General features: G+C 69.2%; 13 protein-coding genes and 1 riboswitch. Of the genes, 4 read left to right on the top strand and 9 right to left on the bottom strand.

Annotation, left to right across the window (positions count from 1 at the left end):
* Positions 1-616: 616 nt before the first annotated feature.
* Positions 617-973, bottom strand: a complete 357-nt coding sequence (locus QSK21_RS33855) for a hypothetical protein (protein WP_285701755.1) — start codon at positions 971-973, stop codon at positions 617-619.
* Positions 974-1087: 114 nt separating this feature from the next.
* Entirely contained in the window at positions 1088-1678 is a 591-nt protein-coding gene (locus QSK21_RS33850) for a phospholipid scramblase-related protein (RefSeq protein WP_285701754.1), read from the bottom strand.
* A 1378-nt stretch (positions 1679-3056) separates the two neighbouring features.
* On the opposite strand from QSK21_RS33850, the gene QSK21_RS33845 reads away from it, so the two are divergent.
* Complete coding sequence (locus QSK21_RS33845) at positions 3057-3830, top strand: transposase family protein (protein WP_285701753.1); 774 nt, start codon at positions 3057-3059, stop codon at positions 3828-3830.
* A gap of 1289 nt (positions 3831-5119) precedes the next feature.
* On the opposite strand, the gene groL is transcribed toward QSK21_RS33845, so the two are convergent.
* On the bottom strand, positions 5120-6751 hold the full coding sequence (gene groL, locus QSK21_RS33840) for a chaperonin GroEL (protein WP_285701752.1): 1632 nt from the start codon (positions 6749-6751) through the stop codon (positions 5120-5122).
* 508 nt (positions 6752-7259) lie between these two features.
* Between groL and QSK21_RS33835 the strand changes: the two genes are divergently transcribed.
* Complete coding sequence (locus QSK21_RS33835) at positions 7260-7523, top strand: hypothetical protein (RefSeq protein WP_285701751.1); 264 nt, start codon at positions 7260-7262, stop codon at positions 7521-7523.
* A gap of 24 nt (positions 7524-7547) precedes the next feature.
* Here QSK21_RS33835 and QSK21_RS33830 read toward each other — a convergent pair whose 3' ends face one another.
* The 5 genes from QSK21_RS33830 to QSK21_RS33810 form a co-directional block, all read right to left on the bottom strand.
* Complete coding sequence (locus QSK21_RS33830) at positions 7548-7748, bottom strand: cold-shock protein (RefSeq protein ID WP_285701750.1); 201 nt, start codon at positions 7746-7748, stop codon at positions 7548-7550.
* A 180-nt stretch (positions 7749-7928) separates the two neighbouring features.
* Complete coding sequence (locus QSK21_RS33825) at positions 7929-8552, bottom strand: nucleotidyltransferase domain-containing protein (RefSeq protein WP_285701749.1); 624 nt, start codon at positions 8550-8552, stop codon at positions 7929-7931.
* A gap of 94 nt (positions 8553-8646) precedes the next feature.
* On the bottom strand, positions 8647-8925 hold the full coding sequence (locus QSK21_RS33820) for a MoaD/ThiS family protein (protein WP_285701748.1): 279 nt from the start codon (positions 8923-8925) through the stop codon (positions 8647-8649).
* 57 nt (positions 8926-8982) lie between these two features.
* On the bottom strand, positions 8983-10248 hold the full coding sequence (gene thrC / locus QSK21_RS33815) for a threonine synthase (RefSeq protein WP_285701746.1): 1266 nt from the start codon (positions 10246-10248) through the stop codon (positions 8983-8985).
* 15 nt (positions 10249-10263) lie between these two features.
* Positions 10264-10405, bottom strand: a riboswitch (SAM riboswitch).
* Between the two features lie 223 nt (positions 10406-10628).
* On the bottom strand, positions 10629-11615 hold the full coding sequence (locus QSK21_RS33810; protein WP_285701745.1) for a cation diffusion facilitator family transporter: 987 nt from the start codon (positions 11613-11615) through the stop codon (positions 10629-10631).
* 144 nt (positions 11616-11759) lie between these two features.
* On the opposite strand from QSK21_RS33810, the gene QSK21_RS33805 reads away from it, so the two are divergent.
* Positions 11760-13238 carry an alpha,alpha-trehalose-phosphate synthase (UDP-forming) gene (locus tag QSK21_RS33805; protein ID WP_285701744.1) on the top strand — a complete coding sequence of 493 codons (1479 nt, stop codon included), beginning with the start codon at positions 11760-11762 and terminating at the stop codon, positions 13236-13238.
* A gap of 59 nt (positions 13239-13297) precedes the next feature.
* On the opposite strand, the gene QSK21_RS33800 is transcribed toward QSK21_RS33805, so the two are convergent.
* Complete coding sequence (locus QSK21_RS33800; protein ID WP_285701742.1) at positions 13298-13849, bottom strand: RNA polymerase sigma factor; 552 nt, start codon at positions 13847-13849, stop codon at positions 13298-13300.
* Between the two features lie 56 nt (positions 13850-13905).
* Between QSK21_RS33800 and QSK21_RS33795 the strand changes: the two genes are divergently transcribed.
* Entirely contained in the window at positions 13906-16065 is a 2160-nt protein-coding gene (locus QSK21_RS33795; RefSeq protein ID WP_285701740.1) for a serine/threonine-protein kinase, read from the top strand.
* Positions 16066-16144: the final 79 nt, after the last annotated feature.

Here is a 16144-nt window from a genome sequence, read left to right as displayed (position 1 = left end):
CCACCCCACCAACGGGACGGCCTGCGGCCACGGGGCGATCCACCCACCCCCCGAAAAGAGGCGAATGAACCGAAAAGGCACTGGCTTTTAACACGCTGTTGAGTTCTCAAGAAACGGACACCCACCGTGCCGGATCCGCTTTCGCGTTTCCCGCTTCCGGGGTGACTGTTCTTACTGTACCGAATTCGCCCTGTTTGTCAATTCGGGCTTCTCCGGCTCGCCGTTCGGATTCCGCTTGCGCGGTCTCTTTCCGGCGTTGTCGCCATTTCATCAGATCCGGCCTGATCGGTCAAAATCAAGCTGTTACTGATTTCATCCCGATCGAAGGCGCGACGAAGTCGCTCCGGTTTGATCGTGGATGGTCGCCCAGCGGGTCGGCCGCCGTCCAGCGGCGTCCTGATCCCCTGCGGGGCGAAGTGAAGGTTATGCCCCTGGGGAGGGAACGTCAAACCGGCGGGCGCGGATTTTCGTGAGAAGTCGTCGACCGGGCCCCGCGCGGACCTCCCGCCATGCCTTCTACCTCGGGTTATGCGCCCGCCGGCCGCTTAGGTCACAAGTTGCTCACATAGGACGTACGCCGCCTATCACCCGAACGGTAACGATCCGCGCAGAGCGGTCATGCCTTGGCCACGTACCCGCCTACGAAGAGGATGCCCTCGGCAAAGACCCAGATCGCGGCGGCCATGGTCAGCAGGGCGTCGAGCCTTTGCGGGCGGCGCCGTACCCCCGGCAACGCCCAGGAGACCAGTACCACCGCCGCGGCCACGACGGCGGGTGCCAGTGACAGTGTGACGACGAACTCGACATTGGAGGCGCAGATCGGGTCGCGCTGGACGCCCTCACCGCAGAACGCGGCCTCCCCCCAGCCGCCGGCCGTCGAAAAGGCCCACAGGACCGCCAGCAGGCAGTTCGCGATCGTCGGCAGGGCCGGTGACACCCACCAGCCGTTCTGACGTTCGGAGATGACCTGCACGACCGGACGGTACCTCGCTCCGGCGGTGTCCGGAAGCCCGACAAGCGGGGACGTTCGCGTGGCGCCGCCGATGCGTTGTACGAACTCGTGTCAGCCGGGTCCTCCCGGTGAGGGTCAGGTCAGCTCCTTGGACTCGTGCAGGGTCAGGTCCATGGCGATCGCCGTGGTGACGACCATGGTGCGCAGCGGTTCCGGTACGGGATCGTCGATCTCCACGGCGTACTTGTCCGCAGTGGTCAGCAGATGGGTGGCCACCCCGTTGAACTTCTTGCGGACGTGCCCCACCCGGTTTCCGTCGGTGTCGCTGATGGCGAAGTTCTTGCGTGGCAGGTCCACCGCGATCTCGCCCAGGGGCTTGTCATCGCCGTCGCACAGCTTGTACCGCCGCCCGACCCTTTCGGTGCGGAACATGCCGACCACCTCGCCGCCGGGACGGATGACCGTGGTGAGCATCCGGCCTTCCTGCTTGTCCACCACCAGCAGTGGCGTCCCGTCCGGCGTGGTCAGCAGCACGGCACGGGAATGCAGGCCGGACTTCCCGGGGAAGAAGGACTTCAGCTTCTCGGCGCGCTTCTGCTTGTCGTTCTCGTCGGCGACCGCGAGGAGCGTGCCGTCGCCGTCCATGACCTTGTACCGCGATCGGGCGAACGGGCCCCGGCGAGGCTGCTCCACCCTGAGCACCGAAGTATTGAATGGATCGCTCATGTAGCCTCCTGGCCTCATGCGACGCGCGCTCGCGGGGTACTCGCTCCGGCGCGCGTCCTCATGACTCCGTTTGTGGTCAGCGGCGATCCTCCCAAGCCCCATGCGTGAACGAAAGTCCCTGAGGTCGCCTCGTCTGACAAGACATCACAACCCGCGCCCCCACGGCGAACCGGCTGGTAGCGCCAATCCCCGATCTACTTGCTCTCGGAGTACGGCACTCCCACCCGGCGACCGGCAACGCCGCCCTGCTCCAAAAGGTCGTCCCACAAGCTGTCCGCGTACGCCTCGCCGCTGGTGCCCGAGCAATCGCCACGCACACCCCGCCCCCGAACAACCCAGCGACAATGCCGCGTTCACATGCGGCGGCCAGCTTGTGGATCGAGCTGAACAGCGAGCACGGCCCCCAACCCGGCTCCCCGTGCGGGCCAGTGAGGATTCACACCGTGGCGACGATGCCTGCCCGAGGCGTACAGGCGGTCGTTCGCACCCGGCAGCCATCCGATCGGCGCAAGCGTCCCGTCCAGGACGACGTAGGACCTCAACCGCTCCCGATACGTAACACCGTGCGGTCGCGGCACCGACGCCGAACGCGGCCGCCAGGCCAGATCAGCGAACGGAGCGCGGCACAACGAGGGCAGCGCGAGAGAACGACATCCAGGCTCCAGGTGGTCCGTGGCGATGAGTCGTATCAGCCCTCCGGTCGACCGGCGCCGACTGCATGAAAATGGACTCAATTCATGGCTCATCACTGCCCAACCCGGCAGACCTACCCCTAGCGCCCCTCGCTTGAGCAGCTCCGCCATGCGAGGACGTCTGGTTCCGGGGCGAAGCCTGGAACCGGCAGGCGCCGGCCGCCCTCTATCCTCGCGCCACGCCAGCCCTTGATGACCAGCGGCCGACGCCGGTCGACCGGAGTGCTGGGGGTAGTACGGCAGGTATCGCAACCCCACGACCTCGGTGTAGGAGCACATGCCGTCGGCATAGTCATCACTGCTTAGCCCAGCGATCCCGACGACCGCCTCGCTGCTGGTGTCCTGGCGATCGCCACGTGCATGCCCAGCCACCGCCCGAACAGTCCGCCATACTCCCGCCGCACCAGCTCCCACTAAGCCGTACGGCCGACCCGGCGGCGATGCCGCGTTCGCGTGCGGCGGTCAGGTAGTGGCCGAGCTGGGCTGCGCGGGCGATGCCCAGACCGGCCCGCACCCGGCAGCCGATTGATCGGCGCGAGCCTCCCGTCCAGTGACCCTTTTTCATCCGTCCGGGCGGACGCTGATCACAGCATGATCGCGATGCGGGCGTTCGGCGGGTGACGTGAAGAAACCCCTGGTAGACGGGTTGATCACCACAACCACCGCGTCCGAACCAGGGGCTCTGCATGCTGTTCTATCGCGCCGCCGTCGATCTGTCGCGTGCAACGCTGAACTACCTGGCCAGACTGATCCGTCGGCGCCGCAAGGCGATCGGGTCGGCCTGGCGGCTGCTCAAGGCCGGGCAGCAGGCCCTGCCGGTGCTGGTCCACCTGCGCAAGGGCGAGACGTTCGCCGAGCTCGCGGCCGGGTTCCAGGTGTCGACGAGTACGGCCTGGCGGTACGTCCAGGAGGCGGTGGCGCTGCTGTCGGCGAGGTCGCCGAAGCCGACGGCGGCGTTGCGGAAGGCCACCAAGGACGGGCTGCACCTGCTGGTGCTGGACGGGACGCTCATCGCCACCGACCGGGTGCGGGCCGACCGGCCGTACTACTCGGCCAAGCACCGCTGCCATGGAATGAACGTGCAGGTCATCGCCAGCCCTGACGGGACGATCCTGTGGACCTCGGGGGCGCTGCCCGGCCGCACGCACGACCTGACCGCCGCCCGCATGTGGGGGATTCCGCGTCAGTTGGAGGAGACCGGGATCATCACACCGGCCGATAAGGGCTATCAAGGCGCCGAGGCTTCAGTCGTCATCACCCCGTACAAGGGACGGAACAAGCCCGCGTCCCACAAGCAGGCCAACCGCTCGCACGCCAAGCTCCGCGGACCCGGCGAACGCGCAAACGCCCAGCTGAAGTCGTGGAAGCTGCTCCGCAAGCTCCGCTGCAGCCCCTGCAAGGCCGGTCACCTCGTCAAGGCCATCGCCGTCCTACAGAACTACGAGGTCACCCGAGGATGAAAAAGGGTCAGTACGACGTCGGCCACAAGCGCCGCGGTCGCATCGCCTCCCGCAGCACAGAGGCCAGTTCGGCGAGATAGTCCCGCTCCGCGTGAAAGCGCAGCAACTTCAGGGCACGAGTGTAGGGACGGTCGGCAGAGTTCCGGCACCTACGCAGGCCGGAGCCACCCAAGCGAGGAGCGCCAGCGGTAGGCCAGGAGGCCCGCCGTCAGAATCTCCGGAAGGTACTCAACAGCGCGCCGTCCTCGCGCCGCGCCAACTCCCAATAGCCAGCAACCAGCGGCGATCGGCCGGAAGGCTGATCGGGTAGTACCGCTCATCGCCATGGCAGGCCAACCACAGAACTCCCGCAGGTTACCGACCGGCGAAGGGATGATCCCGCTCCAAGTGCACGTACCGGAAACCCCACGACCCAGATGAAAAGGCAATCTCCTCAGCAGAACTCATCACCGCCCAACCTAGCCACCCCGACGGCAGACCCGCCGACGCTCCTCGCATTACACCTGGCTCCCGCGCCGCCTGGAATTGCTCGGCGCTCAACAGCGCGCCGTCCTCGCGTTGTGACAGGTTCCGGCAGCCGACAGCCAGCGGCAGTCGGCCGGAAGGCGGATCAAGTAGTACCGCTCATCCCCATGCCAGGCCAACCACAAAACTCCCGCAGGTTACCGACCGGCGAAGGAATGATCCCGCTCCAGGTGCACGTACCGACCCAGATGAAGAGGCGCTCTCGTCAGCAGGGTTCAGCACTGCCCGAACTAGCCACCCTGACGGCAAACCCGCTGGCGCTCCTCGCCCTGGCAGCCCCGCTCTGCAAGGACACCCGGCTCCCCGGGGCGTACCTGGAATTGGTCGGTGTCCAACAGCACGCCATTCCCGCGTTGCAACGGGTCCCGGTAGCCGGCAACCAGCGGCGATCGACCGAAGGGCAGATCAAGTAGTACGGCACATCGCCATGCCAAGCCAACCACAAAACTCCCGCAGGTTACCGACCGGCGAAAAGATGATCGCGCTCCAAGTGCACGTACCGACCCGGATGTAGAGGCGCTTTCGTCGGCAGGGTTTATCACTGCCCGGCCTTGCTATTGGTGCTTGTCGTTTGGGCGGCTCTGTGCTGTGGGGACGCCTGGCTCTCGGGGCTCGCGTTGTGGCGGGGCAGGCGGCGGCAGTGTCGGGGCGGCGGAGTTCGTCGCTGCCTGGTGGTTGGGTGGTTCGTGTGGTGGGAAGGCGAAAGGGGCGGCCCTGGAGGGCCGCCCCTTTGTTGTGCCGTGTTGCCGGGAATGGGCTTCGAATCAGAAGTCCATGCCGCCCGCGTCGGGCATGCCCGCGCCGGCGCCGGCAGGGGCCTTCTCCGGCTTCTCGGCGATGACGGCCTCGGTCGTCAGGAACAGCGCCGCGATGGAAGCGGCGTTCTGCAGCGCCGACCGGGTCACCTTGGCCGGGTCGAGGATGCCGGCCTCGAACATGTTGACGTACTCGCCGGTGGCGGCGTTGAGGCCCTCACCCGGGGTCAGGCCGCGGACCCGCTCCACCACGACGCCGCCCTCAAGGCCGGCGTTGACGGCGATCTGCTTGATCGGCTCCTCCAGGGCGCGCCGGACGATCGCGGCACCGGTGGCCTCGTCGCCGGACACGTCCAGCTTCTCGAAGGCGGGGATGCCCGCCTGGAGCAGCGCCACGCCACCGCCGGGGACGATGCCCTCCTCGACCGCGGCCTTGGCGTTGCGCACCGCGTCCTCGATGCGGTGCTTGCGCTCCTTCAGCTCGACCTCGGTCGCCGCACCGGCCTTGATGACCGCGACACCGCCGGCCAGCTTGGCCAGCCGCTCCTGCAGCTTCTCGCGGTCGTAGTCGGAGTCGGTCGAGTCGATCTCGGTCCGGATCTGGTTCACCCGGCCCGCGATCTCGTTGGCGTCACCGGCGCCGTCGACGATCGTGGTCTCGTCCTTGGACACCACGACCTTGCGGGCGCGGCCCAGCATGTCGAGGGTGGTGTTCTCCAGCTTCAGACCCACGTCCTCGCTGATGACCTGGCCGCCGGTGAGGGTGGCGATGTCGCCCAGCATGGCCTTGCGGCGGTCGCCGAAGCCCGGCGCCTTAACGGCCACCGACTTGAAGATCCCGCGGATCTTGTTGACGACCAGCGTGGCCAGGGCCTCGCCCTCGACGTCCTCGGCGATGATCAGCAGCGGCTTGCTCGACTGCATGACCGACTCCAGGACGGGCAGCAGGTCCTTGTTGGCGGACGCCTTGCCCTGCACGATCAGGATGTAGGGGTCCTCGAGGACCGCTTCCATCCGCTCGGGGTCGGTGACGAAGTAGGGCGAGATGTAGCCCTTGTCGAAGCGCATGCCCTCGGTGAGCTCCAGCTCCAGCCCGAAGGTATTGCTCTCCTCGACGGTGATGACGCCTTCCTTGCCGACCTTGTCCATCGCCTCGGCGATCATCTCGCCGATCTGCGGGTCGCCTGCCGAGATGGACGCGGTGGAGGCGATCTGCTCCTTGGTCTCCACGTCCTTGGCCAGCTTGGACAGCTCCTCGCTGACCCGCTCGACGGCGGCCTCGATGCCGCGCTTCAGCGACATCGGGTTGGCGCCGGCCGCCACGTTGCGCAGGCCCTCGCGCACCAGCGCCTGGGCCAGGACGGTGGCGGTGGTGGTGCCGTCACCGGCGACGTCGTCGGTCTTCTTGGCGACCTCCTTGACCAGCTCGGCGCCGATCTTCTCCCACGCGTCCTCGAGCTCGATCTCCTTGGCGATCGATACACCGTCATTGGTGATCGTCGGAGCGCCCCACTTCTTCTCCAACACCACGTTGCGGCCCTTGGGACCAAGGGTCACCTTCACGGCATCGGCGAGCTGGTTCATCCCGCGCTCGAGACCCCTGCGGGCCTCTTCGTCGAACGCGATCATCTTTGCAGCCATAGGCTCCAGTCCTCCCGGAACAAGACGGCCATGATGGACCGAGCCGACGCCCGCGACGGACGGCCTCCCCCGGCGGCTGCCATTCCGCCGCCGGCTGAGACCTCATCGCCCCGATCCAGACTGTGTGGGATTGTCACTCTCCACAGCAGAGTGCCAATCGCTTTTTAGCACTCTACCCGGTCGAGTGCAAGCGTCGTACGTACCGGCCGAGAAGCATGCCCGCCATCTGCCGAGACTTGGTCTGACCTGGGGAAACACCCCAGCAGATAGCCCGGGCGTGTGCCGTTGTGAGGCACTGTGGGTCGCCGTGCGCCGGACGGATTTCCCGCGAATCCGGCGGCTCCCAGCATGTCATGATCTTCCGCCCCGGGCCGCCGCCGTCAGGCATGCATGGCGTTCCGCTTGGCCGGTCTGTGGACGTCTACGGGGCCTGGTGATCGCCCGCCGGCGTCCTGGGGTGCGTGCGCGGCTGACGGTTCGGGTCGCTCGGCGTCTCTAGACTGGGCCGATGGACCTCAAGAGCGCCGCGGGCATGATCCTGTCGGAGTCGGCACCGCATCCCGAGTTGCTGCGGGCGTCCCGGCACGCCTATGACGAGTTCGAGGCCGGGCGTCCGGTCGATCACACCGTTTTGACCCGGATGCTGCGCGAGGCCGCTCGCAAGGGCGTGTACGGGGCGCTCAAGGAGCGGTACGGCGACCATGCCTTCGAGGACATGGTGCTCACGCTCGGACGTGAGATCGACCGGCAGGCTCCGGTCGTCCGCCACTGAACGCGGCGCGTCGGCCGAGGTCGTTCAGATGGTGCGCACGGAGTCGGCCTGCGGACCCCGGTCGCTCTGGGTGATCTCGAATTCCACCCGCTGCCCCTGCTCAAGGCTGCGGTAGCCGTCCATGAGAATGGCCGAGTAATGGACGAAGACGTCTCGGCCACCGTCCACCGCGATGAAGCCGTAGCCCTTGTCCGCGTTGAACCACTTGACTGTGCCCTGCGCCATACGAAACCTGCCGCTCGTACGTGGTCGCGCCACGGTTTGGTGCTTCGGGCCACACCCCTTCTACCGCGAGGCCCGCCGACCAGCGGCCGTGTCTCCACGTCCCTGCGGTGGGCCCGTGACGGGGTCGACGCGGCATGATCGGAATCGACGATATAGGCGGGCCGAGGGGACGGACAGTCCCTATGACGGAAGACCGGACGGCCGGTAATGGTCACGGTGCGACTCTCGTACCAGAGGCAGGACTTCTTCCTCCAGGCGGCGGGATATGCGCGTCCCATAACGCGTCTCCAGGCGGTCCCGGGCGCGCACGTAACGGTCCGCCGCCTCTTCCAGGGAGAGCGGAAGGATGTCGATTCCGAGTGGCCGCAGAAGGTGCCCGCTCATCTTGAGCAGTTCGCCCCGCACGCGATCGGTCATCCCGTGCCGGCGTTTGCTCACCAGCCACAATGACCAGTCCCAGAAGTGAGCGTCCATTGCCGCGAGAGTGTCGGGCCCCACGCGCCACGGCCGGTTACGGCTGCGCGGCATCTCGGGAAAGATCAGGTCCACTTTCACCGGGCCGGGAAAGATGAGCAGGTAGCTCTCGACGTCGCCCAGCGGGTCCCATTGCGCCGCCAGCGGCCCGTGCGGAGCGGCCATGCCGGGGAGGTCGGCGGCCACCCGCCCGAAGTCGTCGGTGGTGACCCGGAAGTCCCAGTCGGACAGCTCGGTCGCGGTGCCTCGCGCGCGCGAGCCGATCGGTTCGACCAGGGCCACACTGGGATGCGCCGCCACCGTCTCCGCGATCTCCTCCGCAATCCCCATGCTGGGCCTTTACCCCTGTTTAGCAGGACAAAAGCCCATTTCCCCCGGGTGTTCTCGGGGCGATCATCCCGAGAACACCCGGGAGGACGGCGATTCAGCCGCCGGCGACGGCCGGGATGATCGAAATCTGGGTGCCCTCGGGGGTGGGGGTGTCCAGGCCCTCGGCGAACCGGACGTCCTCGTCCCCCACGTACACGTTCACGAAGCGCCGGATCCTGCCGTTGTCGTCCAGGACCCGGGCGGCGATGCCGGGGTGGTTGGCGTCGAGGTCGGCCACCACGGCGCGCAGGGTGGCGCCCTCGGCCTTGACCTCGGACTCGCCGCCGGTCAGGCTCCGGAGGATCGTCGGGATCCGTACGGACACGGTGCTCATTGCTGGCTCCAAGGGATGCTGTGCTGTGGCTGTCTGGCTGCTCGGAGTCGGGCGAGGTCAGGCGAGGCCCGCGGCGCGGAAGGCGTCCAGCGACGGGGGGATGTTCGCGCTCGGCGCCACCTGCGAGGAGATCGCGTCCAGGGTCTTCAGGCCGTCCCCGGAGTTGATGATCACTGTTTCGGCGGACGGGTCGAGCGCGCCCGTCTCCACCAGCTTGCGGAGCGTCGCGACGGTCACGCCGCCGGCGGTCTCGCCGAAGATCCCCTCGGTGGCCGCCAGCAGCCGGATGCCCTCGACCACCTGCTCGTCGGTGACGTCCTCGACCGCCCCGCCGGTGCGGCGGACGACGTCCAGGACGTACGGGCCGTCGGCCGGGTTGCCGATGGCCAGCGACTTGGCGATCGTCGACGGCTTGACCGGCCGGACCACGTCGTGCCCGGCCTTGAACGCCGCCGCGACCGGGTCGCAGCCGGCGGCCTGGGCGCCGAACACGCGGTAGGGCCTGTCCTCGACGAGCCCCAGCTTGATCAGCTCCTGGAACGCCTTGTCGATCTTCGTGAGCTGGGAGCCGGACGCCACCGGGATCACGATCTGGTCCGGCAGCCGCCAGCCGAGCTGCTCGGCGATCTCGTACCCGAGGGTCTTGGAGCCCTCGGCGTAGTACGGCCGCACGTTGACGTTGACGAACGCCCAGTCCTCCTCCTCGCCGGCGATCTCCGAGGCGAGCCGGTTGACGTCGTCGTAGTTGCCGTCCACGGTGACGAACAGCCCGCCGTACACCGCGGTGGTGATGATCTTCTGCGCCTCCAGGTCGGAGGGGACGAACACCGCGCTGCGGATCCCCGCCCGCGCCGCCGCCGCGGCCACGGCGTTGGCGAGGTTCCCGGTGGACGGGCAGGCCAGCACCTTGAAGCCGAGTTCGCGCGCCGCCGCGAGCGCCACCGCCACGACCCGGTCCTTGAACGAGTGCGTCGGGTTGCCGCTGTCGTCCTTCACCCACAGCCGCTGCAGCCCCAGCGACTCCGCGAGCTGGTCGGCCCGCACGAGACGGGTCAGGCCGGGCTCGGTGTTGGGCGTCTCCGCCACGTTGGACGGGACGGGCAGCAGCCCCCGGTACCGCCAGATGTTCCGTGGACCCGCCTCGATGGACTCGCGGGTGACGCCGCCGAAGTCGTAGGAGATCTCCAGCGGCCCGAAACACTGCTCACAGGCGTAGTACGGGCCGAGTTCCCTGCTGTGCCCGCACTCCCGGCACGTCAGTGCGGTCGCGGGACCGAGGTCGGCGGAAGAGGTGTGTCCGTTGTCGGCAGGCGTGGTTGCCATGAAGCGAGGCCTTTCTCCCCATCTTCCCTGTGCCACCTTGGTCACAGGCCGGAGTTGGCACCATTTCCCGGCCGGCCTCGCAGGATCGCGAGCGCGTACGAACCAGGTGGTTGCCGGGGCTTCACAGGGCCGGTCCCTCCACCCCTCTGGATGAGCGATATGAAGTTGTCTGTGGGGGGCTGAGCTGGGAGACCGGCCAAGGCCGCCGTGCTCCCCGCGCCCCTCTGTACGAGCGATCTGAATTTGTGCGGTGTGTGCGTGACTTTACCTGATCTGCCCGGTTGGCGGACAGCAGGGTCCCGGCTGCTGAGACCTTACCCGCGTCCCGTCTTGATCATGCATTGGATCCCGTTCCGTCCCGATCGCCGTCAACGCCACGGTCAGGAGGGGCCGGCCAGCGAGTTGCCCTGGCGGCGGAACAAGGCGCGGCGGCGCCGCGTCACCGTGGGTCCGGGTTCGCGCTGCGTCGGGTCGAGGAACACGTGCCGGACGAGCGGGACGCGCTCGCGCAGCCGCCGTTCCACCTCGCCCGCGACGTCCTCGGCCTCGTCCGCGCTGATGCTGTCGGAGAAGTGCACCTTGGCGGCGACCAGCACCTCGTCCGGGCCGAAATGCATGGTGAACAGCTCGTCCACGCCGGTCACGCCGCGCGCCGAGGCGATCTCGGCGCTGATCTCGCGCTGGACCTCCGGCGCCACCGACTGGCCGATCAGCAGGCTGCGGCTGTCCCTGCCGAGCGCGATCGCGACGCCGACCAGGAGCAGGCCGATCAGGATCGAGGCGATGCCGTCCCACAGCGGGGAACCGGTGAGCTCGCGCAGGGCGAGCCCGCCGGCGGCGAGGGCCAGCCCGATCATCGCGGCGGTGTCCTCGAGCAGCGCCGCCTTGAACGTCACGTCGGGGGTGCGGCGGACGTGGTCGAGGAGGCCCTGCCCGGCCCCCGTCTCCCTGCGCGCCTGGGTGAACGCGCGTACCCACGAGGTCCCCTCCAGCAGGGCCGCGATGCCCAGCACGGTGAAGGCCAGCCAGACCTTCTCCCCGCCCGCCTCGCGTCCTGTGATGGCGAGGACGCCCTCGAAGATGGAGTAGCCACCGCCCGCGACGAAGATCCCGAACGCGGCCAGCAGGGACCAGAAGTAGCGGTCGTTGCCGTACCCGAAGGGATGCAGCCGGTCGGGCGGGCGCGCGCTGCGCCGGAGCGAGGTCAGCAGGAACACCTGGTTGAGGGTGTCGGCGACCGAGTGCGCGCCCTCGGCCAGCATCGCGCTCGACCCGGACAGCACCCCGGCGAAGACCTTGGTGATCGCGAGGACGAGGTTGGCCGTCCCGGCGACGAGGACCGTGATGGTGGTCTGGGACCTGCTCATCCGCGCCTGGTACCCGGCGCCGTCCCGCCTAACCGGCGGTCCTCCGTGTGCCTCGCGGGGCCGCTCCTTCAAGCCGGACGGAGACATACCGGTTCCCCCCGGGTCACTTTGATGCGCCCGTCCACCAACTGAGACCCTTCCCCTATGAGCCAAGTGCTGGTGGCGTCCAACCGGGGGCCTGTGTCCTTCTCACTTTCCGGGGACGGGACGCTGACCATGCGGCGCGGGGGCGGCGGGCTGGTGTCCGGCCTGGCCGCGGTCACCGGCGGCCCCGGGCAGGCGGACGGCCGGCGCGCCGGGGCGGGACGGGACGGCCCGGGAGCGCTGTGGGTGTGCGCGGCGCTGGGGGACGGCGACCGGGAGGCGGCGCGGCGCGCGCCGGACGGCAGGCTCGACCTGGACGGGCACGACATCGGAGGCGCGGCCGTGCGGATGCTGGACATCCCCGCGGCCACCTTCCACCGCGCGTACAACGCCGTGGCGAACGCGACGCTGTGGTTCGTCCACCACCTGCTGTACGACACGCCGAGCACGCCGCACTTCGACGCCCGGTCACGGCGCGACTGGCAGTCGTACGAGGCGTACAACGCGGCCTTCGCCGACGCGCTGGCCAGGGACGCCGCGGCGGGCGCCAAGGCCGCGATCCAGGACTACCACCTGTCGCTGGCGCCCCGGATGCTGCGCGACCGCCGTCCCGACCTGAAGATCGTGCACTTCTCGCACACGCCCTGGGCGCCGCCCGAGTACTACCGGCTGCTGCCCGACGACATCGGCGAGCGGGTGCTGGACGGCATCCTGGGCGCCGACCACGCCGGCTTCCTCGCCGAGCGGTGGGCCCAGGCGTTCCTGGACTGCTGCGCGCTGCTGCCCGGGGCCAAGGTCGACCGCGTGGCCGGTACGGTCACGCGCGGCGGCCATGTCACGACGGTCGGGGTGCACGGGCTCGGGATCGACGGGGACGCGCTGCGCCGCCGCGCCGCCGAACCCGACGTCGCCGCCCGCATGGAGGCGCTGCGCGAGCAGGTCGGCGACCGGCGGCTGATCGTGCGCGTGGACCGCACCGAGCTGTCGAAGAACATCGTGCGGGGGCTGGCCGCGTACCGGGAACTGCTGGTCAACCACCCGGAGTGGCGGGGGCGGGTGGTGCATCTGGTGTTCGCCTACCCGTCCCGGTACGACCTGCCCGAGTACCGTGAGTACACCGAGGCCGTACGGGAGGAGGCGGCGCGCATCACCGAGGAGTTCGGCACACCGGGGTGGAATCCGCTGATCCTCCAGGTGAACGACGACTTCCCGCGCTCGCTCGCCGCGTACCGGATGGCGGACGTCCTGCTGGTCAACCCCATCCGGGACGGGATGAACCTGGTCGCCAAGGAGGCCCCGGTGGTGTCGGACAACGGCTGCGCGCTGGTGCTGTCACGGGAGGCGGGCGCAGCGGCGGAACTGGCCGACCACGCCCTCCTGGTCAACCCGTACGACGTGTCCCAGACCGCCGAGGCGATCCACCGGGCGCTGCTGATGCCGCGCGAGGAATGCGCGGCCCGCCGCAAGGGCCTGGCGGCGGCGGCGACCGCGCTCCCGCCCAGGCAATGGTTCGCCGACCAGCTCGCGGCGCTCGACTGACAACATCACACCGGTCTGGCCCGCGCGCCACCCAAGTCGAACCCCGCCGTAACAGGGGGTCAGGTGTAGGACTCGCCCAGGGTCTGGCGGACCTGCTTGCGGGCCTCGTGGATGCGCGACTTGACCGTGCCCAGCGGCAGGTTGAGCTGCTCGGCGATCTCGGCGTACTCGAGCTGGGAGACGTCGCGCAGCACCAGCGCCTGGATCAGATCGGGCTTGCGGGCCTCGAGGTCCTCCATCGCGTCCAGGATGTCCACTCGCGAGCCCGCGATGACGCTCGTGCGGCGCGGGTCGGGCCGCTGCTGGGGCAGCTCGCCCGCCTGCTCGACCGAGCGGCGCTTGAGCGAGCGGTACGTGGAACGGGCCGAGTTGGCGACGACCACGTGCAGCCACGTGCTGAACCTCGACCGGCCCTCGAATCGGTGGATGTTCCGCGCCACCTGAAGCAACGCGTCCTGGCAAGCCTCCTCGGCGTCCTGCCGGCAGGGCAGGAAGCGCGAGGTGTGCCGCAGTACGTCGGGCTGGATCTTGCCGAGCAGTTCGTTGAGGGCGGCCTGGTCGCCCTGAGCGGCCTTGACCGCCAGTTCCTCGGTCCGCTCATCGAATGCCATCGCGCCGCCCCATGCTCGTCTGCGCACACTCCCCGTTTGTTGGGCATGATACGGGAGTGTCCTTCCCTCCGACCGTCGGCCGTTACCGCATCGATCGCGTCCTGGGATCGGGCGCGTTCGCCGCGGTGTGGCTCGGCCACGACGAAGCGCTCGACTCCCATGTCGCGATCAAAGTGCTGTCCGGGAGCCTCATCGACGACCTCGACGTGCGCAATCGCTTCCTGGAGGAGGCACGCATCCTGCGCCGGGCCGACTCGGCGCGGCTGGTGCGGGTCCACGACATCGGCGAGCTGCCGGACGGGCGGCCGTACTTCGTCATGTCCTACGCCGACCGCGGAACACTGGCCGACCGGATGCGCGAACGGCCACTTCCGGTCTCCGAGGCCCTTGCGCTCGCCGAGGAAATCGCGTATGGCGTCGAGGTGATCAACAGGCTCGGAGTGATCCATCGCGACCTCAAGCCGTCCAACGTGCTCTTCCAGTCCACCCCGGAGGGCGGGGAGCGGCTGCTGATCGCCGACCTCGGGCTGGCGAAGGCGCTGGCACACGCCTCCGGCGCGTTCACCCTGCCGGTCGGCACGCCCGGCTACATGTCGCCCGAGCAGGCCCGTTTCGGCGGCGGCCTCGACGTGCGGGCGGACGTGTACGGGCTCGGCGCCCTGACCTACCACATGATCACGGGCCGTCCGCCGGGGGCGCCGCCCGTGCGGACGGCGCCGAGCATGATCCGTGAAGGGGTCTCGCCCGCGGTCGACCAGGTCGTGCTGCGCGCGTTGGAGGTGGAGCGGGAGAAGCGCTGGCCGACCGCGGAGGCGTTCGCCGAGGCGCTGGCGACCCTGCGTCCCACCTCGCTGCCGGGACGGCAGGCCGCCGGTGCCGCCGCGGGCGCTCAGGACGTGCTCGCTCCCGCCGAGGCCGAACCGACGGTGCAGGACCGCTTCTCTCCGGCCGACCCCTCCCAGGCGTACGCGCAGGGGCCGGGCCCCATGGACCGTGGGCAGGGCCGGCCCGGTCCGCCCCCGCCCGTTCAGGGGCAGGACTATCAGTACTCACAGGGGACGCCTTCCCGCCCCGTGGAGCCGGAGCCTTCGACGCTGGAGGATTCTCCGCCGGGCTCGGAGGACGACATACGTACCGCCCAGTTCCAGGCGCGGCAGGATCACGCGCAGACGGTGCTCGACGACGGGTCCCAGACGGTCGTGGACCACCCGAGCCAGTACGGGGGGCCGCCGTCCTCGCAGCAGCCTCCGCCTCCGCGGGTGAGCGCGGAGAGCAAGACGGCGATCTTCCCTCTCCAGGGGGCCGCGCAGGGGCCTCCCCCAGGCCCCCCTCAAGGACCGCCCCAAGGCCCGCCACAGGGTCCACCACAGGGTCCACCGCAAGGCCCGCTACAAGGCCCACCGCAGGGTCCAATGCAAGGGCCGCCCGGCCAAGGGGTTCCCTATCAGGGGGCTCCTTTCCAGGGGTCGCCTGCAACCCCGCAGAGCGGCACCGGGACGCCCTCGGAGGGCCTTCTGGCACGGCTCAAGAAGCTCATCCCCTCCGGCGGCGGAGCCGGGTCGCGGCCCGGCGGACGCCACCAGGCCCCACCCGGAACGTCCGGCGGCGCGAACAGGACCCCGCTGGTCATCGGCGCGGCGGTCATCGCCCTCGTGCTCATCGGGGGGCTGTTCCTCGGCATCGGGCTGCTGCGCGGCGGCGACGAGCCGCCACCGCCGCCGAAGAAGCCCGTCATCCCGGCGGACTTCGTCCAGATGACCGACGCGAGCGGGAAGATCAGGACGGCGGTGCCGAAGGTCTGGCCGCGCGGCCAGGAGTCCACCTGGTCGCCGACCACGGTCGGGCTGAACGACCAGCAGCGGCGCCCGGTGCTCCGAGCCACCCCGAGCGTCGCCAACTTCCTGGGCGACGGCCCCACCCCAGGGGTCTTCATCGGCCTGACCACCGACGTGGCGAACGGGAAGCTCCCGCCGCCGAGCGCCACCGGGCACCCGCAGTGCACCAAGGGGAACCCCGAGAACTACACCTCGCCCGACAAGTCGCTGACCGGCACCGTCACCCGGTTCACTGGGTGCCAGGTCGGCACCCCGACGGTCGTCGAGATCGGGCTGCGGCACAGCAGCGGCACGTTCGGGGCGTGGATCCGGGTCAAGGAGAACAACAACCGGAACGCCGCCAAGGTCATCCTGGACAACCTCAAGCTGGCCGCTCCCTGAGCCGGCTTCACCGGCCTGTCTGAGGCCGGATTCTCCCAGTTCGGCATGCCCCTAGGGACGTCCGTCCCGATCAATTCAT

This window comes from Actinomadura sp. NBRC 104412, assembly GCF_030269515.1.
Classification (GTDB): Bacteria; Actinomycetota; Actinomycetes; order Streptosporangiales; family Streptosporangiaceae; genus Spirillospora.
The sequence above is the reverse complement of the archived record's forward strand: the minus strand, read 5'-3'. Positions and strand labels throughout refer to the sequence as shown.